30 protein-coding genes are annotated in these 23,196 nt (G+C 69.9%); 15 read left to right on the top strand and 15 right to left on the bottom strand.

The genetic code is table 11. The features are described from left to right. The first annotated feature begins 97 nt into the window (after positions 1–97). Entirely contained in the window at positions 98–1,414 is a 1,317-nt protein-coding gene (locus tag H286_RS0112250; protein ID WP_020098376.1) for an HNH endonuclease signature motif containing protein, read from the top strand. A gap of 59 nt (positions 1,415–1,473) precedes the next feature. On the opposite strand, the gene H286_RS0112245 is transcribed toward H286_RS0112250, so the two are convergent. Together H286_RS0112245 and H286_RS0112240 are read right to left on the bottom strand one after the other, a co-directional pair. After that, complete coding sequence (locus tag H286_RS0112245) at positions 1,474–2,724, bottom strand: FAD-binding protein (protein WP_020098375.1); 1,251 nt, start codon at positions 2,722–2,724, stop codon at positions 1,474–1,476. Positions 2,725–2,763: 39 nt separating this feature from the next. Then, on the bottom strand, positions 2,764–3,333 hold the full coding sequence (locus H286_RS0112240) for a M15 family metallopeptidase (protein ID WP_028497506.1): 570 nt from the start codon (positions 3,331–3,333) through the stop codon (positions 2,764–2,766). A gap of 86 nt (positions 3,334–3,419) precedes the next feature. Between H286_RS0112240 and H286_RS0112235 the strand changes: the two genes are divergently transcribed. Next, complete coding sequence (locus tag H286_RS0112235) at positions 3,420–4,085, top strand: response regulator transcription factor (RefSeq protein ID WP_020098373.1); 666 nt, start codon at positions 3,420–3,422, stop codon at positions 4,083–4,085. Continuing rightward, positions 4,082–5,173, top strand: coding sequence for a sensor histidine kinase (locus tag H286_RS0112230; RefSeq protein WP_020098372.1), 1,092 nt, complete (start codon positions 4,082–4,084; stop codon positions 5,171–5,173). Before H286_RS0112235 ends, H286_RS0112230 begins: the two co-directional genes overlap by 4 nt. Before the next feature lie 10 nt (positions 5,174–5,183). On the opposite strand, the gene H286_RS0112225 is transcribed toward H286_RS0112230, so the two are convergent. From H286_RS0112225 to H286_RS0112210, 4 genes are read right to left on the bottom strand one after another with little or no spacing between them, the layout of a single operon-like run. Further along, on the bottom strand, positions 5,184–5,849 hold the full coding sequence (locus tag H286_RS0112225) for a cation diffusion facilitator family transporter (protein WP_051090676.1): 666 nt from the start codon (positions 5,847–5,849) through the stop codon (positions 5,184–5,186). Next, positions 5,831–6,166 carry a Cd(II)/Pb(II)-sensing metalloregulatory transcriptional regulator CmtR gene (gene cmtR, locus H286_RS14615; RefSeq protein ID WP_020098370.1) on the bottom strand — a complete coding sequence of 112 codons (336 nt, stop codon included), beginning with the start codon at positions 6,164–6,166 and terminating at the stop codon, positions 5,831–5,833. Before cmtR ends, H286_RS0112225 begins: the two co-directional genes overlap by 19 nt. A 34-nt stretch (positions 6,167–6,200) precedes the next feature. Further along, entirely contained in the window at positions 6,201–7,574 is a 1,374-nt protein-coding gene (locus H286_RS0112215) for an APC family permease (protein WP_020098369.1), read from the bottom strand. 56 nt (positions 7,575–7,630) lie between these two features. Next, complete coding sequence (locus H286_RS0112210; protein WP_020098368.1) at positions 7,631–8,101, bottom strand: DUF2975 domain-containing protein; 471 nt, start codon at positions 8,099–8,101, stop codon at positions 7,631–7,633. A gap of 94 nt (positions 8,102–8,195) precedes the next feature. Between H286_RS0112210 and H286_RS0112205 the strand changes: the two genes are divergently transcribed. Genes H286_RS0112205 through H286_RS0112195 form a run of 3 tightly spaced genes read left to right on the top strand, consistent with a single transcriptional unit; the run spans position 8,196 to position 10,341 of the window. Beyond that, positions 8,196–9,011, top strand: coding sequence for an EI24 domain-containing protein (locus tag H286_RS0112205; protein ID WP_020098367.1), 816 nt, complete (start codon positions 8,196–8,198; stop codon positions 9,009–9,011). Next, entirely contained in the window at positions 9,011–9,946 is a 936-nt protein-coding gene (locus tag H286_RS0112200) for an aldo/keto reductase (RefSeq protein ID WP_020098366.1), read from the top strand. The genes H286_RS0112205 and H286_RS0112200 overlap by 1 nt, the downstream gene beginning before the upstream one ends. 5 nt (positions 9,947–9,951) lie before the next feature. Further along, positions 9,952–10,341, top strand: coding sequence for a hypothetical protein (locus H286_RS0112195; protein WP_020098365.1), 390 nt, complete (start codon positions 9,952–9,954; stop codon positions 10,339–10,341). 1 nt (position 10,342) lies between these two features. Here the strand turns inward: H286_RS0112195 and H286_RS0112190 are convergent, their stop codons facing one another. Together H286_RS0112190 and nhaA are read right to left on the bottom strand one after the other, a co-directional pair. Continuing rightward, complete coding sequence (locus H286_RS0112190) at positions 10,343–10,681, bottom strand: DUF6804 family protein (RefSeq protein WP_020098364.1); 339 nt, start codon at positions 10,679–10,681, stop codon at positions 10,343–10,345. Positions 10,682–10,689: 8 nt separating this feature from the next. Beyond that, positions 10,690–11,958: a Na+/H+ antiporter NhaA gene (gene nhaA, locus H286_RS0112185; protein ID WP_020098363.1), complete on the bottom strand. Its 1,269-nt coding sequence runs from the start codon at positions 11,956–11,958 to the stop codon at positions 10,690–10,692. Between the two features lie 272 nt (positions 11,959–12,230). On the opposite strand from nhaA, the gene H286_RS0112180 reads away from it, so the two are divergent. The 4 genes from H286_RS0112180 (at position 12,231) to H286_RS0112165 (ending at position 14,351) form a co-directional block, all read left to right on the top strand. Beyond that, the gene (locus tag H286_RS0112180) at positions 12,231–12,683 is read left to right on the top strand and encodes an Asp23/Gls24 family envelope stress response protein (protein ID WP_020098362.1); all 453 of its coding nucleotides are present in this window, start codon (positions 12,231–12,233) and stop codon (positions 12,681–12,683) included. Between the two features lie 2 nt (positions 12,684–12,685). Then, positions 12,686–12,901 carry a hypothetical protein gene (locus H286_RS0112175; RefSeq protein ID WP_020098361.1) on the top strand — a complete coding sequence of 72 codons (216 nt, stop codon included), beginning with the start codon at positions 12,686–12,688 and terminating at the stop codon, positions 12,899–12,901. A gap of 45 nt (positions 12,902–12,946) precedes the next feature. Next, a complete protein-coding gene (locus H286_RS0112170; protein WP_018187723.1) occupies positions 12,947–13,216 on the top strand; it encodes a GlsB/YeaQ/YmgE family stress response membrane protein in 270 nt (89 codons plus the stop codon). 130 nt (positions 13,217–13,346) lie between these two features. Then, entirely contained in the window at positions 13,347–14,351 is a 1,005-nt protein-coding gene (locus H286_RS0112165; protein WP_020098360.1) for an adenosine deaminase, read from the top strand. A gap of 1 nt (position 14,352) precedes the next feature. Here the strand turns inward: H286_RS0112165 and H286_RS0112160 are convergent, their stop codons facing one another. From H286_RS0112160 to H286_RS0112140, 5 genes are read right to left on the bottom strand one after another with little or no spacing between them, the layout of a single operon-like run. Continuing rightward, positions 14,353–14,805: an MSMEG_6728 family protein gene (locus H286_RS0112160; RefSeq protein ID WP_020098359.1), complete on the bottom strand. Its 453-nt coding sequence runs from the start codon at positions 14,803–14,805 to the stop codon at positions 14,353–14,355. Between the two features lies 1 nt (position 14,806). Further along, positions 14,807–15,181 (bottom strand): DUF2256 and DUF3253 domain-containing protein, encoded by a 375-nt coding sequence (locus H286_RS0112155; RefSeq protein ID WP_018187726.1) that lies wholly within the window; start codon positions 15,179–15,181, stop codon positions 14,807–14,809. Positions 15,182–15,237: 56 nt separating this feature from the next. Continuing rightward, positions 15,238–16,035: a DNA-formamidopyrimidine glycosylase family protein gene (locus H286_RS0112150; RefSeq protein ID WP_020098358.1), complete on the bottom strand. Its 798-nt coding sequence runs from the start codon at positions 16,033–16,035 to the stop codon at positions 15,238–15,240. 16 nt (positions 16,036–16,051) lie between these two features. Next, positions 16,052–17,044, bottom strand: a complete 993-nt coding sequence (locus tag H286_RS0112145) for an alpha/beta fold hydrolase (protein WP_020098357.1) — start codon at positions 17,042–17,044, stop codon at positions 16,052–16,054. Positions 17,045–17,096: 52 nt separating this feature from the next. After that, positions 17,097–18,083 carry an aldo/keto reductase gene (locus H286_RS0112140; protein ID WP_020098356.1) on the bottom strand — a complete coding sequence of 329 codons (987 nt, stop codon included), beginning with the start codon at positions 18,081–18,083 and terminating at the stop codon, positions 17,097–17,099. 137 nt (positions 18,084–18,220) lie between these two features. Between H286_RS0112140 and H286_RS0112135 the strand changes: the two genes are divergently transcribed. Continuing rightward, a complete protein-coding gene (locus tag H286_RS0112135) occupies positions 18,221–19,771 on the top strand; it encodes a cryptochrome/photolyase family protein (RefSeq protein ID WP_020098355.1) in 1,551 nt (516 codons plus the stop codon). A gap of 14 nt (positions 19,772–19,785) precedes the next feature. Further along, positions 19,786–20,523, top strand: coding sequence for an SDR family NAD(P)-dependent oxidoreductase (locus H286_RS0112130; RefSeq protein ID WP_028497504.1), 738 nt, complete (start codon positions 19,786–19,788; stop codon positions 20,521–20,523). A gap of 7 nt (positions 20,524–20,530) precedes the next feature. On the opposite strand, the gene H286_RS0112125 is transcribed toward H286_RS0112130, so the two are convergent. Both H286_RS0112125 and H286_RS0112120 read right to left on the bottom strand, forming a co-directional pair. Then, positions 20,531–20,968 carry a hypothetical protein gene (locus H286_RS0112125; protein ID WP_020098353.1) on the bottom strand — a complete coding sequence of 146 codons (438 nt, stop codon included), beginning with the start codon at positions 20,966–20,968 and terminating at the stop codon, positions 20,531–20,533. 79 nt (positions 20,969–21,047) lie between these two features. Next, positions 21,048–21,476 (bottom strand): SRPBCC family protein, encoded by a 429-nt coding sequence (locus H286_RS0112120; protein WP_018187733.1) that lies wholly within the window; start codon positions 21,474–21,476, stop codon positions 21,048–21,050. A gap of 98 nt (positions 21,477–21,574) precedes the next feature. On the opposite strand from H286_RS0112120, the gene H286_RS0112115 reads away from it, so the two are divergent. Genes H286_RS0112115 through H286_RS0112105 form a run of 3 tightly spaced genes read left to right on the top strand, consistent with a single transcriptional unit; the run spans position 21,575 to position 23,180 of the window. After that, on the top strand, positions 21,575–22,126 hold the full coding sequence (locus tag H286_RS0112115) for a hypothetical protein (RefSeq protein ID WP_020098352.1): 552 nt from the start codon (positions 21,575–21,577) through the stop codon (positions 22,124–22,126). After that, positions 22,126–22,665 carry a hypothetical protein gene (locus tag H286_RS0112110; RefSeq protein WP_020098351.1) on the top strand — a complete coding sequence of 180 codons (540 nt, stop codon included), beginning with the start codon at positions 22,126–22,128 and terminating at the stop codon, positions 22,663–22,665. The genes H286_RS0112115 and H286_RS0112110 overlap by 1 nt, the downstream gene beginning before the upstream one ends. Next, entirely contained in the window at positions 22,653–23,180 is a 528-nt protein-coding gene (locus H286_RS0112105) for a DUF6611 family protein (protein ID WP_020098350.1), read from the top strand. The genes H286_RS0112110 and H286_RS0112105 overlap by 13 nt, the downstream gene beginning before the upstream one ends. Positions 23,181–23,196 lie beyond the last annotated feature (16 nt).

Below are 23,196 nucleotides of genomic sequence, written 5' to 3'. Positions count from 1 at the left end.
GAAGATGAGCGATCTCTCACCTACGAGGTGTCGCCGGAGCGCGGATTCCGGCGGTTTTTGGGGTCTCGATGTCGGAGGTTGGTGCAAGAGTGCAGGTATGACGGAAGCGGCGGAAACCCCCGGTGGCGAGTCGTATCTCGCGGCCATCTCGGGGATCGTTGCGGACGTCGAGGACGTTGCCCTTGAGCTCGCTCGCGTGCAGATCCGGGAGTTGCGTGTGCTCGCTGCCGCGGGCCGATTGGCGGAGGAGCAGGGCGCGCCCCCGAACGCGAAAGTCACCCTGCACGACATGGTGCTGCGGTCCATTTCAGCCGAGGTCGCTGGGGCGATGCGCATCACCGACCGGACGGTGCAACGCCGGATCGGGGAAGCCCGGGTGACGATCGAAGGGTTCCCCGCGGCGGTAGCCGCGTGGGAGGCCGGGCGGATCGTGCAGGGGCACGTGAGGGCGATCGTCGACGCTGGGGTGAACCTGCCGGCCGAGTTGTGGGCTGAGTTCGAAGCCATTGCGATCGAACGGTGCGAAGGCGAGACACCGAACCGGGTTCGAGGTGAGTTGGAGATCCTCGCGCACCGGATGCACCCGCGATCGTTCGCGGAAAGGCACGAAGAGGCCGCGGCGGGGCGGTGCGTGCGGTTGATCCCGGGGCGGGAGGGGATGTCGGATCTGATCGCGACTCTCCCGACCGTGATTGCGGAGGGGATCCACGATCGGCTCACGCAGCAGGCGCGGGCGATCGTCGACACGAGGGACGAACGCGCCGCGAACTCGGAGGTCGTCGCGACCGACGCGCGCACCACCGATCAGGTCCGGGCCGACGTGTTCGCCGACCTGCTCCTCGCCGGCACACCGGCGTTGGACGACACCCGCGACACGACCGCCGGGCCGCTGGGCGCGATCCGCGCCCGCGTGCAAGTGCTCGTCCCTGCGGCGACACTCACCGGAGCGGACGACGGTCCGTGCGATCTTGCCGGCCGCTCGCCCATCGACCCGGCCACCGCCCGCCTTCTCGCCGGTGCGACGCACACATGGGAGCGTCTGTTCCACGACCCCACCACCGGAGTCACCGTCTCAACCAACTCCTACCGCGTGCCCTCCGGCATGCGCCGGTTCTTGCAAGCCCGGGATCAGCACTGCCGGTTTCCGGGATGCCGCGTCGCCGCGATCCGGTGTGAGGTCGACCACACGCACGACCACGCCCTCGGCGGCAAGACGGAACTGTCCAACCTGGCCCACTTGTGCCAACGGCATCATTCGATGAAGCAGTTCACCGCGTGGCGGGTCCGACAACTGTCGGGTGGCGTCCTCGAATGGACCTCACCCCTCGGCAGGACCTACAGAGAAGACGCACCCACCCCGGCCGTCGCCTTCACCCCTGCCGCCACACATCCCGGAGACCCGGCACCCTTTTGACTGACGCCGATCCGTGCGGTCGCGAGCAGCGCCCCGCACGCAGGAGCGCCCCGCCCGCCCTACAGTCCGACCGCGCGGAGGTAGTCGTTCACGAACGCACCGCGAGGGTCCAGCGCCCGCTGCAGCTGGACGAACTCCGCCCACCGCGGGTACAGCTCCGCGGGATCGCGCGGGGTGAAGACCTTGCCCCAGTGCGGCCGGGCACCGAAGGGCGCCAGCGCGGCCTCGAGCTCGGGCAGCACCTCGGCCACCCCGGCCTCGTCGTCGGTCCAGGTGAAGTGGAACGCGACCGAGTCTCGGCCCGAGCTGGGCGAGAGCCACAGGTCGTCGCCGGCGATCGTGCGCACCTCGCACACCTGAAGGACGGGCTTCAGCCGATCCTTCAGCTCTCGCACCGCGTCGAACGCGGCCACCGCGTCAGCGAACGGCAACAGGAACTCCGACTGCAGCTCCTCGCCGTTCGACGGCGTGAACTCCAGCTTGAAGTGCGGCAGGCGGTCGAGCCAGCGCCCCGGCTTCCCGCCCTGCACGGTGCACGACGCGGCAGAGACACCGGGGAGCGGATGCCGGGCGCCCGACGCCTCGCGATCGCGCAGCGCCGCGGGGATCGGGGTCGCCGCGGCATCCGTCCGCTCCTTGCGCCACACCTGGTCGACGTACATGTCCTCGCGGAACGTCGTGAAGAACGAGACGCTGTACGCCGAACCGGCGATGACGTCGAAGTTCTTGCGGACCGCTTCAAGCGGCACATTCTCGTAGACCGTCTGCGCGACCTCGTACGACGGCTCGATCGCGAGTTCGACGGTCGTCACGATCCCGAGTGCGCCGAGACCGACGACGGCCCCCGCGAGCGCGTCGTCGCGTTCGGTCAGCTGAACCAGCTCGCCTGTCGAAGTGACCAGCTCGAGACCCGTCACCGCCGCGGCGAGCGAGTGGTTGCCCACGCCCGACCCGTGCGTGCCCGTGCTGACGGCGCCGGCGACCGAGATGTGCGGCAGCGACGCCAGGTTCGCGAGCGCCCACCCCTGCCGGTCGAGCTCCTGCGCCAGCTCGCCGTAGCGAACGCCGCCGCCGACGCGCACCCGCTTCTGCGCGGCATCCACTCGGATCGGAAGGTCGAGCTCGGCCGTCGACACCAGCGTCCCCGCCGTGTCGGCGATGCGTGTGAACGAGTGACGCGAGCCCAGCGCCTTCACCGAATCGGATGCGGCGACCACCTCGCGCAGTTCGTCGACCGTCCGCGGCGCGACGAACCGCTCAGCCGAGTAGCGGATGTTCCGGGACCAGTTCTCGCCTGCGCCGTCGCTCATGCGAGCCAGCCTACGGCTGCGCGCGCGACCCGGATCGGATCATCCCGCCATCCGCGGATCCTCGGTCGGATCGAGGTACTGGTCCGGGCATCCGACCATCGGCGCATCGGGGCGGAGCTCGAAGTGCCAGGGTTCGTTGACGTACGTCCGACACAGGCCGAACTCGGCTCCGTGAAGATCGAGCCAGTAGGCGCCGTCGAACGGGCCCACGTCCACGGCGTCGCCCGACACGTGCGCCGACGTCTCGGGAGTCGCCACCCAGCGCGATGCCTCGTCGAGCGACCCGTACGTCGAGACGGCGTCGCGCAGCAGACGTTCCTGCATCTCCGGCGAGCGCCACCCGCTGTTGATCCGGAGCGTGATGTCCTCGCCCGCCGCCCGGTCGGATGCCGCGGTCAGGGCAGCGCGCAGGTCGCCGTCGAGCCGGGCGACGGCAGGGACGTCCGTGTCGTAGACGGTCGTGTCGTCGGGGACCTCTCCCTGGTCGATCGGCGAGAGGACGGGACGGATGCCGGGGCTTCCGCCCGACCCCGCGGCGGCGCATCCCGCCGTCCCGACGACGACGGCAAGCACGAACATGAGCGGAGCAAGAAGGGCCGTGGATCTCATGCCCCCATCCCACGGGTCGCGGTGTTGCGAGGGCGTACGCGGAAATCGATACGCCGGCGATACGGCCGGCTTCGTACGATCGACACGTGCGTGTGCTGATCGTCGAGGACGAACCCCTGATGGCGGAAGCCATCCGCGACGGTCTGCGCCTCGAGGCGATCGCGGCCGACATCGCCGGCGACGGTGACACGGCGCTCGAGCTCCTCGCCGTGGGCTCGTATGACATCGCGATCCTCGACCGCGACATCCCGGGGCCATCCGGAGATGAGGTCGCCCGCTCGATCGTCGACTCCGGCAGCGGGATGCCGATCCTCATGCTGACGGCCGCGGACCGCCTCGACGACAAGGAGTCCGGGTTCGAGCTCGGAGCCGACGACTACCTCACCAAACCGTTCGAGCTTCGTGAGCTCGTCCTCCGCCTGCGCGCCCTCGACCGGCGCCGCGCGTCGGTGCGGCCCCCCGTTCGGGAATACGGCGGACTCCGCGTCGACCCGTTCCGGCGCGAGGTGTATCGGGACGGTCGTTACGTCGCGCTCACGCGCAAGCAGTTCGCCGTGCTCGACGTTCTCGTCGCGGCCGAGGGCGGGGTCGTCAGCGCGGAGTCCCTGCTCGAGCAGGCCTGGGACGCGAACGCCGACCCCTTCACCAACGCCGTGCGCATCACCGTGTCGGCGCTCCGCAAACGACTCGGCGAGCCGTGGCTGATCGTCACCGAGCAGGGCGTCGGGTATCGCATCGAGGCGTCCGCGTGACGCGGACGCCTGGACTCAGCGCCCGCATCAAGCTCACCCTGAGCTACGTCGCGCTCGTCCTCGTCGCGGGCGCGCTCATCCTCACCATCGTGTGGCTGTTCCTGCTTCGCTACGTTCCCGACGAGCCTCTGTTCACCGGCACCGGTTTCGCCCCCAGTCAGCGCGACCTGCTTCGCGCGTTCGCACCACCTGCCGGAGCGGCGATGATCGCCCTGCTGGTCACCGGTGCCGTCGGCGGTTGGTTCCTCGCCGGGCGGATGCTCGCGCCGCTGCGCCTGCTGACGCAGGCGACGCGACGAGCCGACGCCGGGGACCTGTCGACGCGCGTTCGGATGAAAGGTCGGCGAGACGAGTTCCGCGAGCTCGCGGACTCCTTCGACGGGATGCTGCAGCGCATCGAATCGCAGGTCGAAGAGCAACGACGGTTCGCGACCAACGCGTCCCACGAGCTGCGCACTCCACTCGCGATCATGCGGACTCTGCTCGACGTCGCCCGGTCGGACCCCGATCGTGACGTCGATGATCTCCTCGACCGCCTCACCGCAGTCAACGAGCGCGGCGTCGAACTGGTCGAGGGGCTGCTGCTCCTCGGGCGTGCGGACCGGGGCGGGTTCCCCCAGGCATCCGTCGATCTGTCTCTGCTCGCAGAGGACGCGGTCGAAACCCTGCTGCCTCTCGCCGAGGCCCGCGGCGTCGAGTTGATCGTCCACGGCGACGAGACGATCGTGTCCGGATCAGCCGGCCTGCTCGGACAGGTTGTGCTGAACCTCCTGCAGAACGCTTTGATCCACGGCGATGCGGCTGAACCTGTGACGGTCTCGACTCACTGCGATGACGGTGCCGCGGTCCTGATCGTCGAGAACGGCGGCGTGAGACTCGACCCGGCCGCGGTCGCTACACTCGCCGAACCGTTCCAGCGCGGCGCAGCCCGCATCCGCCGGTCCGATCATGAGCGGAACGGGCTCGGATTGGCGATCGTCAGCGCGATCGTCGGAGCTCACGGGGGCGAGTTGACGCTCGCGGCGCGGTCGACGGGGGGACTGCGCGCAACCGTGCGCGTGCCTGCGGGTGTCCGACCGCCGAGCTGACGAGACCGGATCAGTGGTCGTGCTCGTCCTCCAGCAGCATCCCCACCGACGTCGCGCACGCGTCACCGCGCCACGCCTCGACGCCCTCGCGCACTGCGAACACCGCGATGATCAGGCCGGCGACGGCATCGGCCCACCACCAGCCGAATGCGGCGTTGACCAGGAGCCCGACGAGGACCGCAGCCGAGAGATAGGTGCAGATGAGGGTCTGTCGAGAATCGGCCACCGCCGTCGCCGAGCCCAATTCCCTGCCGGCACGACGCTCGGCGAGCGAGAGGAACGGCATGACGATCACACTCACCGCCGTGAGCACGATCCCGATCGGAGAGGTCTCGGGTTCGCTGCGAAGGACCAGCGCCGTCACCGACGACACGGTGACGTAAGTCGCGAGAGCGAAGAAAGCGACCGCGATAACCCGCAGAGTCCCCCGTTCCCAGCGCTCCGGGTCGCGCCGCGTGAACTGCCACGCCACCGCCGCCGCCGACAGCACCTCGATGGTCGAGTCGAGCCCGAAACCGATCAGCGCGGCGGACGAGGCGATCGTCCCGGCCGTCACCGCGACCACGGCCTCGATGAGGTTGTACGCGATCGTTGCGGCGACGATCCAGCGGATGCGGCGGCGCAGCAGCTCTCTCCGGGGCGCCTCAGCGAGAGCCGTCACCCGCAGCACCGGCATCCGTCGATCGCGCACTCTTCGCCGGCGTCGACCGCCACGACAGCGTCGAGCAGCTGTGCGAGCCCGGCGGTCAGATGCGGGTCGGCGATCTCATATCTCGTGCGCCGGCCCTCGGGCGTCGCCACGACGAGTCCGCAGCCACGCAGGCACGCGAGGTGGTTCGAGACGTTGGTCCGCGTCAGCTCGAGGTCGCGGGCGAGGTCAGCGGGGTAGCCGGGTCGCTCCAGGAGTGACAGCAGGATGCGGGACCGCGACGGGTCGGCCATCGCGCGCCCCAGGCGATTCATGACGTCGAGACGAGACGAAAGGGTCAGCACACGCTGACTATACAGCGCGTGCTGACCCTTTCAGTCACCGACCGCCCACCGTGGGGATGGCACCCGTCCGCTCGGCGATCTTGCGGTCGCCGCGACGGCGTCCGGCGCGCGCGAAGAAGAACAGCACGGCGCCGACCACGACGTACACCGCGGTGCCGAGCCAGACCGGACCCTCCTGCTGGGTGAGCAGCACGATCGACGCGATGATCGCGAGGATCGGCACGATGCGCGGGACGGAGAAGTGCGAGTGCTCGACCTTGTCCTTCTTCAGCACCAGGACACTGACGTTCGCCGAGATGAAGACCAGCAGAAGCAGCAGCACCGTCGTGTTCGCGAGCGTCCCGATGTCGCCGATCACGCTGAGCAGCATCGTGACACCGGCGACCACGATGATCGAGACCCACGGCGTCTGACGCTTCGGAAGGACCTTGCCGAACGCGTGGGGTAGCAGGCCCGACTCGGCAAGGCCGTACCCGACGCGGCTCGCCATGACCATGAACAGCAGCGCGCCGTTCGCGATCGCGATGAGCGCGATGACGCTGAACAGCCACGGCGGCAGGGCCGCGCCGCTCGCCTTCACGACCTCGAGCAGAGGAGCCGACGACGCCCCGAGGACGTTCGGGTCGACCACGATGACAGCGCCCACGGCGATGAGCAGGTACACGACGGCAGCCGTGAGGATCGCACCGAACAGAGCCCGCGGGTAGGACCGGGTCGGGTTCTTGACCTCTTCAGCCATGTTGGCCGCGGCCTCGAACCCGAGGAACGAGAAGAACGCGACGATGGATGCCGCGAACGCACCCTGCAGCGGAGCCACATCGGGCGCGAACTCGAAGATGCGCGAGGGCTCGCCTCCACCGCTGCCGAAGACGATCCCGGCGATGACGATGATGATGATGAGGCCGGTGACCTCGATCATCGACGCGACCATGTTCGCGGCGAGGGACTCCTTCACGCCGCGCAGGTTGATCAGCGTCAGCACGACGATGAAACCGAGGGCGACGGGGATCGGCGGGAGGTTGAACAGCGCCGCGAAGTAGTCGCCCGCGAACGCGTTCGCGAGGGCCGCCGCGGTCGTGATGCCGGACGCCATCATGAGGAAGCCGATGAGGAACGACAGGAACGGGCGACCGAACGCCTTGTCGACGTAGCGCGCCGCGCCGCCGGCGTGGGGGTACTTCGTGATCAGCTCCGCGTAGGTGCCTGCCGTCAGGAGGGCGACGACGAGGGCGATGAGCAGGGGCAGCCAGATGACGCCGCCGACGTCCTTCGACATCGTTCCGACGAGTGTGTAGATGCCCGCGCCGAGGGTGTCGCCCACGATGAAGGCGAAGAGTAGCCAGGTGCCGACAGCACGTTTCAGACCGGGCTTTTCCTGAGCAGGTGGAGCCGAGGTGTCGTTTGTCATCGCACCACTTCAACGAACATGCGCGTGCGATGCAACCCCTTCCACGGCGGGTTCTCTCATGCGTGCGCGCCGGCCGCGACCTGATCCTGCAACAGAACCGCCTGCCTGAGCACCTCGCGCAGCCCCCCAAGAATGAGCGCGACGCCGAGCCCGGCGACCATCGCCAGGCCGGTCATTAGCAGCACGGCACGGTTCCCCGCCCCCGCGCCGAAGGCCACCCCGTAGCCGACGACGACCACGATCATCGCCGCGGCGACGCATCCGATCAGAGCGTCGACCCCGAGGACGGCGCCGTCCTCGAAGAGCCGCCCGTGGTCGGCGCAGGTGAGGAGCCGCCAGAGACAGACGAGGGCGGCCAGGACGCAGAGCGACAGGATGCCGGTGAGCACCACACCGGCATCCCGAAGCCCGGCGAGCTCCGGCACCCAGCCCACGACGACGTCGACGATGCCCGGCACGACCCACACCTGCAGAACGACGATCACGGTGAAGACGAAGCCGGCCCCTGCTTTCGCGAGTGCGATCATGCGTCCTCCATCTATCGTTATTCGATCCATGTATATCGATAAACAGCACTCCGTGTCGAGACCGCGCGTCGCGGCGACACGGCAGGATGGGGACATGACCACACCCGCCGCCCCGCGGCATCCGCTCGCCTCGTTCTTCCGCGGCGTCGGCGACCTCGGCCGCGGCTTCGCGTTCTGGGGGCGCCTGCCCGGTGCGATGGCGCTCGGACTGATCCCCGCGGCGATCGTCGGCGCGCTGCTGCTCGGCGGGATCATCACGCTCGCTGTGTTCCTCGGCGACATCGTCACCGCCCTGACCGGATTCGCCGACACGTGGTCCGAGTTCTTCGCGGGCCTCGTGCGATTCGGCATCGGCGCGGCGATCCTCGGCGGAGCGATCGTCCTCGCGGTCGTTTCGTTCACCGCCCTGACCCTGCTGGTCGGCGATCCTTTCTACGAGCGCATCTGGCGCTCCGTCGAGGGTCACCTCGGTGACGCTCCGCCCGAGTCGGACTACGGGTTCTGGCGCTCGGTCGGCGACAGCATCGGCCTCATCCTCCGCGGCCTGGTCGCGGCGATCATCGCCGGCCTCATCGGCCTCATCCCGCTCGTCGGCACCGCGCTCGGCGCCGTCGTCGCCGCCTTCCTCACGGGCTGGCTGCTCGCCGACGAGCTCACCTCGCGCGCGCTGGTCGCACGAGGCCTGGATGCCGCGGCCCGCCGGGCCCTGCGCAGGGACAACCGCGCGCGGGTGCTCGGATTCGGCGTCGCGACCCAGCTCTGCTTCCTCGTGCCGCTCGGCGCCGTCCTCGCGATGCCCGCCGCCGTCGCCGGCTCGACCGTCCTGGCGCGCACCCTGCTCGACGCGCACGCCGCCGTCGGCCACACCGACCCCTCGACCGCGCCCGCCGGGCGCAGAAACGGAGCATGATGCGCCGCGTTCCCTTCGGTCCCACCGATCGCCAGGTCCCCAACGTCGTCGCCGGGATGATGCGCATCGAAGAGATGTCCGACGAGGCCATCCGCGCGCTCTACGACGCGTGCCGCGCCGCCGGCGTCGACTTCTTCGACCACGCCGACCTCTACGGCAGCAGCCGCCACGGCTGCGAGCGCCGCTTCGCCGAGGCGCTGCGCCTCAGCCCGGCGGAGCGCGACGAGATCACGCTGCAGACCAAGACCGGCATCGTCGCCGACGACTGGCACTTCGACCACTCGTACGAGCACATCGTGACGTCTGCCGAGGAGTCCCTGCAGGCCCTCGGCACCGACCGACTCGACGTGCTGCTCCTCCACCGTCCCGACGCGCTCGTCGAGCCCGAGGAGGTCGCGCGCGCGTTCGACCACCTCGAGTCGTCGGGCAAGGTGCGCGCCTTCGGCGTCTCGAACCACACACCGCGGCAGATCGACCTGCTCAAGACGGCGGTGACCCAGCCGATCGTCGCCAACCAGGTGCAGTTGTCGATCACGCACTCGACGATCGTCGCGCAGGGCCTCGCGTCGAACATGGCGGGCGAGGACGACTCCATCACCCGTGACGGAGGCGGTCTCGTCGACTACTCGCGCATCAACGGCATCACGCTGCAGGCCTGGTCGCCGTTCCAGAAGAACTTCTTCGACGGCGTCATCTTCGGCGCGCCCGAGTACCCCGAGCTGAACGAGCTGATGGACCGCCTGGCCGCGAAGTACGACGTGACGCCGACCGCGATCGCGACCGCCTGGATCACCCGGCATCCCGCGCACATGCAGGTCGTGCTCGGCACCACGAACCCCCAGCGCGTCGCGGATGCCGCCGCCGGGTCGGACATCCCCCTCACCCGACCCGAGTGGTACGGCCTCATCACCGCGGCAGGGCACAAGGTCCCCTGAGCCGCGTGGCCGAGTACGTCATCGAGGGGGGTCGCATCGGCGGCATCCCGGATCTCTACGTCGAACTGAACCGCCTCTTCATGACCGGAGAGGACTGGCAGCTCGGCGCCAGTCTCGACGCGCTCGACGACCTGCTCTACGGCGGGTACGGGGCGCTGGCGGAGGATGACGCCGTCCGGATCGTCTGGCGGGATGCCGCGCACAGCCGCGACGCGCTCGGTGTCGCCGAGACCGAGCGGTGGCTCCGCGGCAAGCTCGCGCAGCCGGGGACCTTCCGCGCGGACGACCTGCAGGGGCAACTCGACGACCTGCTCGCCGGTACGGGGGCGACGTACTTCGACCACGTGCTCGAGGTGTTCGCCGGTCACCCGGGTGTCACGCTCGACCTCCGCTGACTCAGACGTCGCGCGGTGTCTTGATCGTCGCCCCGGCGCCGAGGAAGACGAACGCGGCCGCGACCTGAGCGGCGCTCGAGATCGGACCCGAGAACTCGAACGGGAAGATCGGGTTCCAGACCACCGCGATCGCGAGCATCACCGGCATCCACCACCAGTGCTTCGCCTGGAACGCGAACCACCCGATGATGATCGCGAAGATCGTCGCGACGAAGCGCACCGTGAGGAACCAGTCGCTCTCGAGCAGCGCCGGCGCGACGAACAGCACCGCCGCGGCAAGCAGGCTCGGCGCGAGGGCGTTGCGCTGGTACATCGCGGGCGTCGGCTGCGTGCGGCTCACGGGGCTCCTCAGGACGGGGGTGTGGTTCCAGTCTGACGCACCCGTCGGGCCCGCCAGGCGAGCACGACTCCGCCGAGGATCGCGGCGACGACCGACCCGGCGAGGATGCCGATCTTCGCGTGCTCGTCTTCGAGCGATCCGACCCCGTACGAGAGTTCGCCCACGAGCAGCGCGACGGTGAACCCGATGCCGGCGAGCAGGCCGACGCCCACCATGTCACCCCACCGCAGCTCGAACGTCCGCCGGACCGCGGGGATGCGCGTCAGCAGGAACACCGCGAGCAGGATGCCGATCGGCTTGCCGAGGACGAGGCCGACCAGGATGCCGAGGGTCACCGGATCGGCGAAGGCCGCCGTCAGCCCCTCCCAACCGCCGACCGTGACGCCCGCCGAGAAGAAGGCGAAGATCGGCAGCGCGACCAGGGTCGAGATCGGCCCGAAGCGGTCGGCGAAGTGCGCCGTCAACGCATCGTGGATCGGGGAACCGTCGGCATCCGTCCCCACCCGCACGCGGGCCCGCGGCGTCACCGTCGCGGGGACCATGAAGGCGAGGATCACACCGGCGATGGTCGCGTGCACGCCCGATGCGTGCACGAGGCCCCACGTGACGATCGCGAGCGGCATCAGCACCCACCAGTGACGGATGCCGCGCCGCACCGCCAGGGCGAACAGCACCAGCGGGACGACTGCGGCCGCGAGCCAGATCGGCTGCAGGTCGTCGGTGTAGACGGTGGCGATGATGGTGATCGCGAAGAGGTCGTCGACGACGGCGAGGGTGAGCAGGAACACGCGCAGCGCGGGAGGCAGGCCCTTCGCGACGACGGCGAAGACCGCGATCGCGAAGGCGATGTCGGTCGCAGTGGGGATCGCCCAGCCGCGCACGGCGTCGCCGGGGACAGCCGCGGTGAAGGCGGTGAAGATGAGCGCCGGGACGATGACGCCGCCGAGCGCGCCGATGACGGGGACGGCGGCGACACGCGGCGACCGCAGACGCCCGGCCACGATCTCCTCCTTCAGCTCGAGGCCGACGACGAAGAAGAAGATCGCGAGCAGGCCGTCCGCTGCCCAATGCGCGACGGTGAGGTCGAGGTGGAGGGCTTCGGGGCCGAACGAGGTCTCGCGGACGCCCACGTACCAGTCCGCGAGGGGCGAGTTGGCGAGGACGAGGGCCGCGACCGTGGCGGCCAGCAGCAGGATGCCGCCGAAGGTGTCGGTGCGGACGGTCTGGCGGATCCCGCGCCAGATCTCGTGCGGTGCCGTGTGGGATGAAGAGGACATGACGGATCGCTTTCCGCGGGGGATCGGGGGGTCGCTGAGACGTGGTGGGAGGGGTGCCTCAGGACGCGGACGGCGGACAGCCGACGAACGACGACACGGTGTGCGCGATTCCGCAGCACGCCAGGGTCGTCATACATCGAGGGTATCCCCGGCGACTTTTTTGTGACGTTCCTTGCGTTCCGGCCCTCTCATCTGTGAGGGCGGATTGGGACGCCCTCCCGCGCGGCCGCTTCGGCACGGCGCGGCACAGAGCACACAGTAGGGACACTTCCATGGCTGAGAAGACGACGACCACCCCCGCCACGCGGGTCGACCGTGCGGCATCCACCCGTCACCAGGACGACCACGCGGTCGCCGGCCGGATCACGATCGCCGACGGCGTCGTGGCCAAGGTGGCCGGCATCGCCGCTCGCGAGGTCAGCGGCGTCTACGCGCTCGGCGGCGGCGGAGCCCGTGCGCTCGGCGCGATCCGCGAGGCCGTGAACGCGACCGACCTGACGCAGGGCGTCAAGGTCGAGGTCGGCGAAACGCAGGCCGCCGCCGACCTGAAGGTCGTCGTCGAGTACCCGGCGCCGATCGGACGCGTCGCCGACGAGGTCCGCACCTCGGTTGCCGGCGCCATCGAGCGGCTCACGGGACTCGACGTCGTCGAGGTCAACGTCGAGATCCACGACGTCCACATCGCCGACGATGAGGACGAGCAGACCGAGTCGCGCGTCGCCTGACCATGCGCAACAAGATCCTGGTCCTCGGCGCGATCGCGTTCGCGGCCTACGTCATCGGCAGCCGGTCGGTGACCGTGAAGAAGTCCGAATCGGTGCCGCACCAGCTCGTGCGGCTGCGCGATGAGCGCAAGGCCAAGAAGGACCGCGAACGGAAAGCGAAGAAGATCACCGCCGCCGTCAAGGACGTAGCGCACGACGTGCGCAAGCGACTGAGCTGACGGCATCCGTTCCAGCGGTATCCGATTCACTACTAAGGAGTCATCATGGGCTTTTTCGGTTTCCTCATCCTCGGCCTGCTCGCGGGCGCGATCGCGAAGCTGATCCTGCCGGGCAAGCAGGGGGGCGGCTGGTTCGTCACGCTGCTGCTCGGCATCGTCGGCGCGCTGCTCGGCGGTTGGCTCGGCGGGCTGATCTTCAACGTCAACCTGAACGAGTTCTTCTCGCTGTCGACGTGGCTGCTCGCCATCGGCGGCTCGCTCATCGTGCTGCTGATCTACGGCGCGCTCGTCGGCCGAAAGGGCGCCAAGCGCTGATCAGCTCACAGAGCTGAGTACCTGGAAGGGTGCGGAAGACGGCCGACTCGCCGCCTCCGCACCCTTCCGTCTTATCCGGGGCCGGGGACGGACCGTCTTCACCTCACGCGGGTGCGTACGATGGCTCCCCGTGACGAGCCCTGATCTGCGCACCCTCCCGAAGGCCGAGCTGCACCTGCACATCGAGGGCACGCTCGAGCCGGAACTTGCGTTCGCTCTCGCCGAGCGCAACGGCGTGACCCTGCCGTTCGCGGACGTCGACGATCTGCGGCGCCGCTACGACTTCGAGGATCTGCAGTCGTTCCTCGACCTGTACTACGCGTGCATGGCGGTGCTGCGAACCGAGCAGGACTTTACCGACCTCGCGACCGCCTATCTCGAGCGGGCCGCGGCCGACGGTGTCCGTCACGTCGAGATGTTCTTCGACCCGCAGGTCCACGCCGTCAACGGCGTGCCGGTCGACGTCGTCATCGACGGGCTCCGCGCCGGGCTCGACATCGGGCGGGAGCGGTTCGGCATCACCGGCGGGCTGATCGTCTGCATCGTCCGCGACCACCCGGTTGCGTCGGCCGAAGCCCTTCTCGATGAGATCGCGCCACGTGCGCACGAGCTGCTCGGCATCGGCCTGGACTCCGCGGAGGTCGGCTACCCGCCGTCGCTGTTCGAGGGCGTCTTCCGCCGGGCCGCCGAGCTGGGACTGCGTCGCGTCGCCCACGCCGGCGAGGAGGCACCGGCCGCGTACGTGTGGGAGGCGCTGCGCCTGCTCGAGGTCGAGCGGGTGGACCACGGCATCCGTTCGATCGACGACCCCGAGCTGCTCGCGCATCTCGCCGAGCACCGCGTCGCGCTGACGGTGTGCCCGCTCTCGAACGTGCGCCTGCGGGCCGTGCCCGAGCTCAGCGCCCACCCCCTGCGCGAGCTCGTCGATGCCGGCGTCGTTGTGACGATCAACTCCGACGATCCCTCGTACTTCGGCGGATACATCGGCGACAACTACGCCGCCGTCGCCTCGCTCGGTTTCGACACGGCCGAACTCGCGCAGCTCGCCGCGAACTCGATCGAGGCGTCCTTCGCGGATGCCGGGCGCAAAGCGGACCTCCTCGCGCAGGTGCGGCAGTGGGCGGCATCCGCCTGAGTCAGTCCGCCTCGGCCTTCGGCCACACGTAGGGCAGGTCGTCGGGGTCGTCGAAGCCCTGCGCGCGGTAGTACTCGAGATCTTTGCGCAACAGGTTCGAGCGGTGCGAGCGGTGGACGTCCTCGCGGCCGAACCACGACGGCATCCGCACCGTTCCGGACCGGTACTCGGCGCCGTCCTCTGGGATCTCGTCGAGGGTCGCCAGGGTCGAGGCGCGGGTCGTGTCGGCGAAGCCGCGCCGCATCCATTCATCGACCGTGAGGTCCTGGTAGACCATGAGCGCGGCTCGGTGACCGCGCCACATCTTTACGGCCGGATGGTGTCGCCAGCCGTAGTCCGGAATCGTGAGCGCGCGCATCACCTGCAGCGTCTCGACGCGCTGCTTGCCGAGCCGCTTCGTGTCGAGCGCCGCCATGCCGCGGGCGAGGTCGTCGAACGGGACGAAGGTCTGCACGTCAGCGTGCCTTCCGGATGCGGATCGGTCCCTTCGCGGTCGACGGATCGACGACCTGACCCCGCTGAGTGATCTCGACCTCGCCGATCGCGACCAGGCGGCGCGCCGCTCGGCGCGCCGGCTCCATGAGGTCGCGCCAGTCCTCACCGCCGACGGCGCGCGCCGCCTCGGACGGGCAGATCGTCGCCGACGCCGCGCGCGCATCGAGCAGATCGCGGATCGACGCCGTGAGCTTCTCGTCGACAGGACGGATGCCGCGCTTCCGGCACGCGTCGGAGCAGTACTTCACGTCGTCCCAGTTCTTCTCCCACTTCTTGCGCCACTGGATCTCGCGTCCGCACGAGGCGCACGTCTTGGGTGCAGGGGTGGAAGCCATGCCGCGACGCTACGTCGAGCGGCCAGCACGGGCGAGGGGGTTGCGGTCGCGCAGTCTCACGTTTCGGGCTGGCACCGCGGGCACCACCACGTGCGGCGGCGCTCGGGGTCGTTCGCGACCTCGTCGCGCACGAGGATCCGGGTGCCGCACCGCAGACATGGGCGCCCGGCGCGACCGACGACCCAGTGCGATTCGCCCTTCCGCGTCGAGCCGGTGGTCACCTGGTACATGCCGGGCACGGTGGCCGATGTCCGCAGCATGCGGGCTGCCCGTTCGACGAGCGGCCCGAGGTCGGCCGAGGCGATCGGCGCGAACGGATGCACACCCGAGAGGAACGCGGTCTCGTTGACCCACAGGTTGCCGAGCCCTGCCATGTTGCGCTGGTCGAGCAGCGCGGCGACGAGGGGCCGCTCGGGCCGTACCGAAAGGCGGCGGACGGCTTCGGCGGCATCCCAGTCGTCGCGCAGCGGATCGGGACCGAGGTACCCGAGCAGCGCACCCTCGTCAGCAGTCGCGACGAGTTCGACAACGGGCAGGTCGATGCCCCACAGCGTCGACCCGTCGTCGAGCCGCATCCGGACGCGAACCCGGTGATCCTCTCGGGAAGGGGTGCGGCGCCCCGGCCGCGTCACCGTCCAGCTGCCCTGCATCCGCAGGTGCGTGTGCAGCGTCCGCCCGGTGTCGAAGCGGGTCAGCAGGTGCTTGCCGTGCGTGTCGTACGAGGTGATCCGCGCTCCGGCGAGCGCTGTGCCCGCCGCCGCGCCGGAACGCAGCTCGCCTGCACCGACGACGTGCCCGACGGATGCCGCGGCCAGCCGCTCCCGCAACCGGTACACGCTGTCGCCCTCGGGCATCCGTCTCCCTCGCGCCTCAGCGCACCTCGCGGCGTGGGTCCTGACGGGCGCGGGAGTACACGCGCCAGAGGATGCGGGCGTGCCGTTCCTTCGCGCGTTCGACGCCGGCCTCGTCGCGGCGCGCGGCCGACCACCACTCGGCCGCGCGTTCGCGCATCGCGCTCCAGACCACGCCGATGCCCGCGTGCGGCGGTGGCGGGACGGCGGCCTCCTCGGCCGGCATCCGTCCCTTCGGCGGCAGCGTGTCGTTCGCGTGCGTCACGATGAGCTCGGCCGCCCCGACGGCGTGCGCGTTGATGATCGAGTGCGCCGCACCGCGGATCTCCCAGCGGCGCGCGTTCTGCGCGGCCGCGACCAGCCGCGAATGGAACCGGCGCGGCGACGTCGCGTCGTACTCGCCGCGGATGAACAGGACGGATGCCTCGACCCGCGGCATCCGCTCGACCAACCGGTATCGGAGCATGTGCGGCAGCACCTGCATGAAGTAGACGAAGCCGCAGAGGACGTAGGCCGACAGCGCCGTCATCGCGAGGTGGAACGTCTCGCGCGTCGCGGACTGGGCGAAGCGGAGCGCGACGATCGGGAGTGACGACTCCTGGTCGTTGACGACGGGGCTCACCAGGACGGCGTGACGCACCTGCGGCCGCCGGATCAGCACCTCGGTGACGACCTGCGTGCCCATCGAATGACCGATGACGACAGGATCATCGAGGCCGTAGTGGTCGAGGACCTCTTCGACCCGGTCTGCGAAGAACTCGGCCGTGGGCTGGTCGCCGGGCCGCGGCATCCCTGCGAAGCCGGGCAGGTCGAGCGCGAAGACGTCGCCGTGCTCGGCGAGCGAGGGCGCGAGGAACTCGAAGTACGTCGCCGCGACGCCGACACCGGCCACGAGGACGAACGGCCGTCCGCCGTCGCCGGCCGTGGTCTCGACGCGCGTCACCCGCGTGCGGTGGGTGCCGCGTCCGACGTGCTCGACGTCGACGTCGGGGGCATCCTCGGTCGCGGGCATGCACCCAGGATGCCAGCCCGCGTCGGTGCCGCGCGCCGCAGGCCGCCGTCGCTCAGCGGTTCACGTACTCCATGAGGGTCGCGTTGTAGCGGTCGCCGGCGACGCCGACCCGCTGCGCGAGGCCGTCGAGGTCGGCGAGCTCATCCGCCGACAGCGCCACCTCGGTCGCGGCGGCGTTCTCGCCGATGCGCGACGTGCGCCGCGTGCCGGGGATGGGGACGATCGACGGATGCTGCGCGAGCAGCCACGCCAGCGCGATCTGGCCGGGCGCGGCATCCTTCGCCTCGGCGAGGACCTTCACGTGATCGACCAGCGCCTGGTTCGCGGCCAGGTTCTCCGCCTCGAAACGCGGTACCCGGCGCCGGATGTCACCGTCGTCGAACGCGGTGTCGGTGCTCACCGTTCCCGTGAGGAATCCCTTGCCCAGCGGGCTGAACGGCACGAAGCCGATCCCGAGTTCGGCCAGGGTCGGCAGGACCTCGACCTCGGGGTCGCGGGTCCACAACGAGTATTCGCTCTGGACAGCGGTCACCGGGAACACGGCGTGCGCGGCACGGATCGTCGCGGCGGAAGCCTCGGACAGCCCGAAGTGACGCACCTTCCCCTCGGCGACGAGCTCGCCGACCGTCCCCGCGACGTCGGCGATGGGCACGTCCGGGTCGACCCGGTGCTGGTAGAAGAGGTCGAGCGTGTCGGTTCGGAGCCTGCGCAACGAGGCGTCGGCGACGCGACGGATCTGCTCCGGACGGCTGTCGAGTCCGACCGACTGGCCGTTCTGGATGTCCCACCCGAATTTCGTCGCGATGACGACCTGGTCGCGCACCGGTTCGAGGGCCTCGCCGACGAGCTCCTCGTTGACGTACGGGCCGTAGACCTCGGCCGTGTCGAAGAATGTGACGCCCGCGTCGAGCGCCGAACGGAGTACCGCGATCATCTCGCTGCGGTCGCCGGGGTTGGGTCCGTAGCTCTGCGACATCCCCATCGCTCCGAGCCCGATCGCCGAGACCTGCAGGTCCTGTCCAAGTGTCCTGGTGTGCATGTGTCAACCTCCTGCCCTCGACGCTAAGCCCCGCGACCCGGACGAGGGAGTCCCTGGCAGAACACCCCTCCGCTAGCGCAGCCCCGTCGCGCACACAAGCGGTGGGAACCGTCCGACCCCCTACTTACGCTGACCCCATGCTGCGACACCTCGTCATCGTGCTGGGCGATCAGCTCGATCACGACTCGAGCGCGTTCGACGACTTCGACCCCGATCAGGATGCCGTCTGGATGGCCGAGGTCGCCGGGGAGTCCGAGCACGTCTGGAGCACGAAGCAGCGGACCGCCGTGTTCCTCGCCGCCATGCGCCATTTCGCCGCGGAGCTGACGGATGCCGGGCGTCGCCTCCACTACGCGAAGCTCGACGCCCGGTCGACGAAGGACTCGCTGGCTGACCAGCTCACGATCGACGTGACGAAGCTGAAGCCCGAGGGACTCGTCGTGACGGAGCCCGGCGAGTGGCGGGTGCGCGAAGCGCTGCGCGAGGTGGCCGAGCACAGCGGCATCCCGTTGGACATCCGTCAGGACCGCCACTTCTTCAGCACCGTCGCCGATTTCGCCGCGCACGCCGAGGGCCGGAAGTCGCTGCGCATGGAGTACTTCTACCGTGAGATGCGCAAGAAGCACGACGTGCTGATGACGACCCACGGGCAGCCGGTCGGCGGCTCGTGGAACTACGACGCCGACAACCGCAAGGCGTTCCCGAAGCAGGGTCCGGGGCTCGTTCCCCCGCGCGCCCGGTTCGAACCCGACGAGACCACCCTTGAGGTCATCGCCCTCGTCGAGAAGACTTTCGGAGACCACCCCGGCTCGCTCGACTCGTTCGCGTGGCCGGTCACCCGTGCGCAGGCTCTCGAGGCGCTCGACCTCTTCATCGAGGAACGGTTGCCGGGCTTCGGCGAAACGCAGGATGCGATGTGGCCGGGCGAGCCGTGGCTCTGGCACGCGCACCTGTCGTCGTCGATGAACCTGAAGATGCTGACTCCGCGCGAGGTCGTGGCCGCGGCCGAGGCGGCCTACCGCGACGAGAAGGCGCCGTTGCCTGCCGTCGAGGGCTTCATCCGACAGATCCTCGGGTGGCGCGAATACGTCCGCGGCATCTATTGGACGCAGATGCCCGGGTACCTCGAGCGGAACGCGTTCGAGGCGTTCGAACCGCTCCCCGACTTCTACTGGACCGGCGACACGGCGATGGCGTGCCTGCAGGACGCGATCGGCACGACGCTCGAGAACGGGTACGCGCACCACATCCAGCGGCTCATGGTCACCGGGCTGTACGCGATGCTGCTCGGCGTCGATCCGAAGGAGGTCCACGCCTGGTACCTCGCGGTCTACGTCGACGCGGTCGAGTGGGCGGAACTGCCGAACACGCTCGGGATGAGCCAATACGCCGACAGCGGGCTGATGGGCAGCAAGCCGTATGCCGCGACCGGCAAGTACATCGACCGCATGAGCCCCTACTGCAAGACGTGCCCGTTCGACCCCGCCAAGCGGGTAGGCGACGACGCGTGCCCCTTCACCACCCTTTACTGGGATTACCTCATCCGGCACGAGGAGCCCCTCGCCGCCAACCACCGCATGTCGCTGCAGGTGAAGAACGTGTCGCGCCTCGACGACGACGAGATCACCGGCATCCGTGAGCGCGCCGACGCGATCCGGCGCGGCGACATCGCGGTTCCGCACACATGAGCAAGGAGAGCATCATGACCTCGACCGACATCGCCCTCGTGACCGGCGCCCGCGGCGGTGTGGGGAGCGCCCTCGTCGCTCGGCTGCGGGCGCGCGGTCTGCGGGTCGCCGCGGTGGGGCGAGATGCCGCATCCCTCGCCTCCGTCGAGGCGGACGCGCACATCGTCTCCGACGTGACGACGCCCGAGGGTGCCGCGGCGGCGCTCGAGGGCTGCCGGTCCGAGTTGGGTGACGCACCGGCGTGGCTCGCGCACGCGGTCGGTAGCACGCTCATCACCCCGCTGCATCGGACGAAGGCCGACGCCGCGCGCGACATCCTGCGCGTCAACCTCGAGAGCAGCATCTGGATCCTGCAGGCCTGGCTCGAGGCGACGGGCAAGCAGCCCGGCGCCGCCGTCTTCGCGAGCTCCGTCGTCGCCCGCATCGGCGTCGCCAACCACGAGGCGATCGCCGCCGCGAAGGGAGGCGTCGAGGCGCTCGTGCGCAGCGCCGCCGCCACGTATGCCGCGCGCGGCATCCGTGTGAACGCGGTCGCGCCGGGTATGACGGACACCCCGATGACGGCCGGGATGCTGAGCGTGCCGATGCAGCGCGAGGGCGCCGAGAAGCAGTACCCGCTCGGTGGTGTGCAGACCGCCGACGATGTCGCGGCCGTCATGGACTGGCTGCTGTCGACGGATGCCGGTCGCATCACCGGTCAGGTGATCCCGGTCGACGGCGGCTTCACGACGGTGCGCCCGCTCGTGAAGTGACAGGCCGTCAGCTCGCTCGGGTGACGATGTAGACGTCATCCTCGTTCCGCGTGACGGCGACGGTGGCCGTGTCGGTCTTCTCGTACACCGGCCACGGCCCCTCCGAGGAGCAGAGGTCGACGCGTTCGCGTCGGAACTCGACCGCGTCGACGCCGTTCGACGTCACGGCGACGAGCGCCTGCGCGTCGTCGCGCTTCGACAGATCGGGGAGGTCCTTCGCCGAGACGCCGAGGCGGGTCGCGACATCCGCAGGCAGCTCGTACGGGCACACGATCGTGAACCGCTTCGCGGCCGCATCGTCGACCAGGTCTGCGACCGGCACGGACGAGCCTTCGCTCACTGCCTTCACGACGTGGTCTTCGACGTCACTGCTCCCCGACGCGCAGGCGGTCGTGAGCCCGGCGGCGACGAGGACGAGGGACAGGGCGGCGAGTGTGCGCTTCATGCTTCCTGTCTACGCAGTCGTCGCGCGCAGGGCGTCGGCCTGGAGAGGCATCCGTGTCAGCCGAGAGGATGACGCCGGGTCAGGAGCTTTCGAGCATCCGCTTCGCGCGGGTGAGCGACGTCGACAGCGTCGAGCGGATCGAGTCGGCGATCATCGGCTCGGCGAGGCGCATGATCCCGGTCGGCTCGGCGTCGATGCGCACGGCGACGACGGTCGCGCCGTTCGCGTCGGCGAACTGCAGGTCGGAGGACGTGGCCATGATCCCGCTCGTGCTGGTCACCGCCATCCGCGCACCGGGGTCGTAGGCCGTGACGCGCCAGTCGAAGTCGACCTCGCGGCCGACCGCCCGCATCCGCGTGTGGAGAGTCGACCCGACGCCGACGGGCGGCGATGAGGTGAGCTCCTCGGAGATGACGGACTCGTCCCAGCGGGCGCGGCCCTCGGTGAAGAAGTCGAACACCTCGGTCACCGGGCGGTCGATGGTGACGGACTCGGTGACGGTGAACATCCCCTCACCCTAGGTGCCCGATGCGACGCGCGGGCCGGCCGTATGGGTTCCGTTCGGACCTGTTCCGCGGGCCTCGGCGAGCGCTTAGGACTGTGCTCATGACGTTGACCACGGTCCTCCCCTCGCTGCGACGCAGCATCCCCGATCCGATCGAACGGCGGGCATGGCCCGAGCACACCGTCGCGGAGGTGCGCGATGTGACCGTGGCGGGTGTGTCGCTGACGCGCCTGGCCGAGCTCGAAGGGACGCCGTGCGTGATGACCGGCGACCTCGCGCACCCGCACACGCAGGATGCCCGCCGTCGCGGCATCGGCATGGACGTCACGGTCCTCGTCTTCCGCGTGACTCTGCGCGTCGACTCGCAGGACGTGCGCCGTCTGGCGCTCGTCGACTGCACCACGCACGACCTCCCGATCCAGTGGGAGCACTGCCGCCTCATCGGTCGCGCATCCACCGCGAAGCAGGCGATGTTCGACATCGTCCCCGGCGATGTCGGCGCGCCCACCTGGCCCTATATGCAGGCGATCCTGCCCGCCGACCTCGTCGAGGGCGACCTGCTCGCGGTGCCGTGCACCGGCACGCTCGCGCTGCGCGACGTGAAGCCCCGTCGCGTCTCGCCGGATGCCGACATCCCGACGGTCGTGCGCTGATGAGCGCTCTGCACACGATCATCGCCGCCGCGCGGCAGCACTCGCGGACCACGCCCGCACGACCGCCTCTGCTCCCCGCAGGCACGCGATTCGAGGAACGCGACATCCGCATCGGCGGACGTTCGCTACGGGAGCTGGCTCAGACGAGGACGACTCCCTGCGTCCTGATCGCGCCGGCCGAACGCAGCGACCGTGAGCGTTTCGTCAGCGTCGTGGTGACCACGGTCACGGGCCGGGAGGAGCCGGGGCCGTCATGCCGCACGGTCCACCTGTCGGTCGACAGCGACCTCGACGACGTCGCCGACCAGGTCACGCTCGCCCTCCTCCTGGGCGGCGCGACGGATCGCAGTCTGGTGTCGAGCGTCGTCGTGGGGTCGGGCTCGTCGCACCGGAAGGTGTCCGCGCTGCTGCCGGCGATCACGTCGCCCGGCGACCGGATCGTGCTCTTCTGCGAAGGGACCGTCGCCCGCTCCCAGCTGGTCGCGCCCGCCGTCGACAGCAAATCCGACGAGGACTGGACGGGGCGATGCGGCAAGTAGACCCGGCCGGCATCCGCATCCGGCTGTTCCGCTCCGACCGCCCGCACTGGGGCCACGTGTGGCGCGGTGTCGCCCGTCACGGCATCGTGACCGACCGCATCGTCGTGTACTCGCCGCAGTCCTCGGACGCTGAGCGCACGTTCGCGCTGGCGGCATCCACCTTCTGGAAGGTCGCCGTCTGCGCCGGTTTCGTCCTCTGGATGGCCCTCGTCGGGATGGGCGCTCCGACGGTACCGACGCTGCTGCTGATGACCGCGGCGATCGTCGGACCGGGGGTGCTCCTGTCGTATCGGGGCCGAGCCGCGGCTCGCGACGCGCACTCCGTCCGGTGCACGTTCTTCGCCGGAGAGGTCTCGCCGTCGGCGTTGGAGGTGGCCCACCGCATCCAACAGCAGGCCGACGAGCTCGACCACGCGGAGCAGGACCTCGTGCGAGGCCGGATCACCCGCGAGGAGTTCGACCTCGTGTGGCTGCACGCCTACGAGGCGACGGCGAGTCGGCGGCGCGAGTTGTGACTCTCACCAATCGGCG

It is taken from the genome of Microbacterium sp. 11MF (assembly GCF_000383475.1).
Classification (GTDB): Bacteria; Actinomycetota; Actinomycetes; order Actinomycetales; family Microbacteriaceae; genus Microbacterium; species Microbacterium aquilitoris.
This window is presented reverse-complemented; position numbering and strand designations above follow the sequence as displayed.

Excerpts from the sequence above, each read along its gene's own strand:
- H286_RS0112250 (WP_020098376.1), top strand. The coding sequence starts at position 98 with ATGACGGAAGCGGCGGAAACCCCCGGTGGCGAGTCGTATCTCGCGGCC.
- H286_RS0112245 (WP_020098375.1), bottom strand. The coding sequence starts at position 2,724 with ATGAGCGACGGCGCAGGCGAGAACTGGTCCCGGAACATCCGCTACTCG.
- H286_RS0112240 (WP_028497506.1), bottom strand. The coding sequence starts at position 3,333 with ATGAGATCCACGGCCCTTCTTGCTCCGCTCATGTTCGTGCTTGCCGTC.
- H286_RS0112225 (WP_051090676.1), bottom strand. The coding sequence starts at position 5,849 with ATGCCGGTGCTGCGGGTGACGGCTCTCGCTGAGGCGCCCCGGAGAGAG.
- H286_RS0112215 (WP_020098369.1), bottom strand. The coding sequence starts at position 7,574 with ATGACAAACGACACCTCGGCTCCACCTGCTCAGGAAAAGCCCGGTCTG.
- H286_RS0112210 (WP_020098368.1), bottom strand. The coding sequence starts at position 8,101 with ATGATCGCACTCGCGAAAGCAGGGGCCGGCTTCGTCTTCACCGTGATC.
- H286_RS0112205 (WP_020098367.1), top strand. The coding sequence starts at position 8,196 with ATGACCACACCCGCCGCCCCGCGGCATCCGCTCGCCTCGTTCTTCCGC.
- H286_RS0112200 (WP_020098366.1), top strand. The coding sequence starts at position 9,011 with ATGCGCCGCGTTCCCTTCGGTCCCACCGATCGCCAGGTCCCCAACGTC.
- nhaA (WP_020098363.1), bottom strand. The coding sequence starts at position 11,958 with ATGTCCTCTTCATCCCACACGGCACCGCACGAGATCTGGCGCGGGATC.
- H286_RS0112180 (WP_020098362.1), top strand. The coding sequence starts at position 12,231 with ATGGCTGAGAAGACGACGACCACCCCCGCCACGCGGGTCGACCGTGCG.
- H286_RS0112175 (WP_020098361.1), top strand. The coding sequence starts at position 12,686 with ATGCGCAACAAGATCCTGGTCCTCGGCGCGATCGCGTTCGCGGCCTAC.
- H286_RS0112170 (WP_018187723.1), top strand. The coding sequence starts at position 12,947 with ATGGGCTTTTTCGGTTTCCTCATCCTCGGCCTGCTCGCGGGCGCGATC.
- H286_RS0112155 (WP_018187726.1), bottom strand. The coding sequence starts at position 15,181 with ATGGCTTCCACCCCTGCACCCAAGACGTGCGCCTCGTGCGGACGCGAG.
- H286_RS0112150 (WP_020098358.1), bottom strand. The coding sequence starts at position 16,035 with ATGCCCGAGGGCGACAGCGTGTACCGGTTGCGGGAGCGGCTGGCCGCG.
- H286_RS0112145 (WP_020098357.1), bottom strand. The coding sequence starts at position 17,044 with ATGCCCGCGACCGAGGATGCCCCCGACGTCGACGTCGAGCACGTCGGA.
- H286_RS0112140 (WP_020098356.1), bottom strand. The coding sequence starts at position 18,083 with ATGCACACCAGGACACTTGGACAGGACCTGCAGGTCTCGGCGATCGGG.
- H286_RS0112135 (WP_020098355.1), top strand. The coding sequence starts at position 18,221 with ATGCTGCGACACCTCGTCATCGTGCTGGGCGATCAGCTCGATCACGAC.
- H286_RS0112130 (WP_028497504.1), top strand. The coding sequence starts at position 19,786 with ATGACCTCGACCGACATCGCCCTCGTGACCGGCGCCCGCGGCGGTGTG.
- H286_RS0112125 (WP_020098353.1), bottom strand. The coding sequence starts at position 20,968 with ATGAAGCGCACACTCGCCGCCCTGTCCCTCGTCCTCGTCGCCGCCGGG.
- H286_RS0112120 (WP_018187733.1), bottom strand. The coding sequence starts at position 21,476 with ATGTTCACCGTCACCGAGTCCGTCACCATCGACCGCCCGGTGACCGAG.
- H286_RS0112115 (WP_020098352.1), top strand. The coding sequence starts at position 21,575 with ATGACGTTGACCACGGTCCTCCCCTCGCTGCGACGCAGCATCCCCGAT.
- H286_RS0112110 (WP_020098351.1), top strand. The coding sequence starts at position 22,126 with ATGAGCGCTCTGCACACGATCATCGCCGCCGCGCGGCAGCACTCGCGG.
- H286_RS0112105 (WP_020098350.1), top strand. The coding sequence starts at position 22,653 with ATGCGGCAAGTAGACCCGGCCGGCATCCGCATCCGGCTGTTCCGCTCC.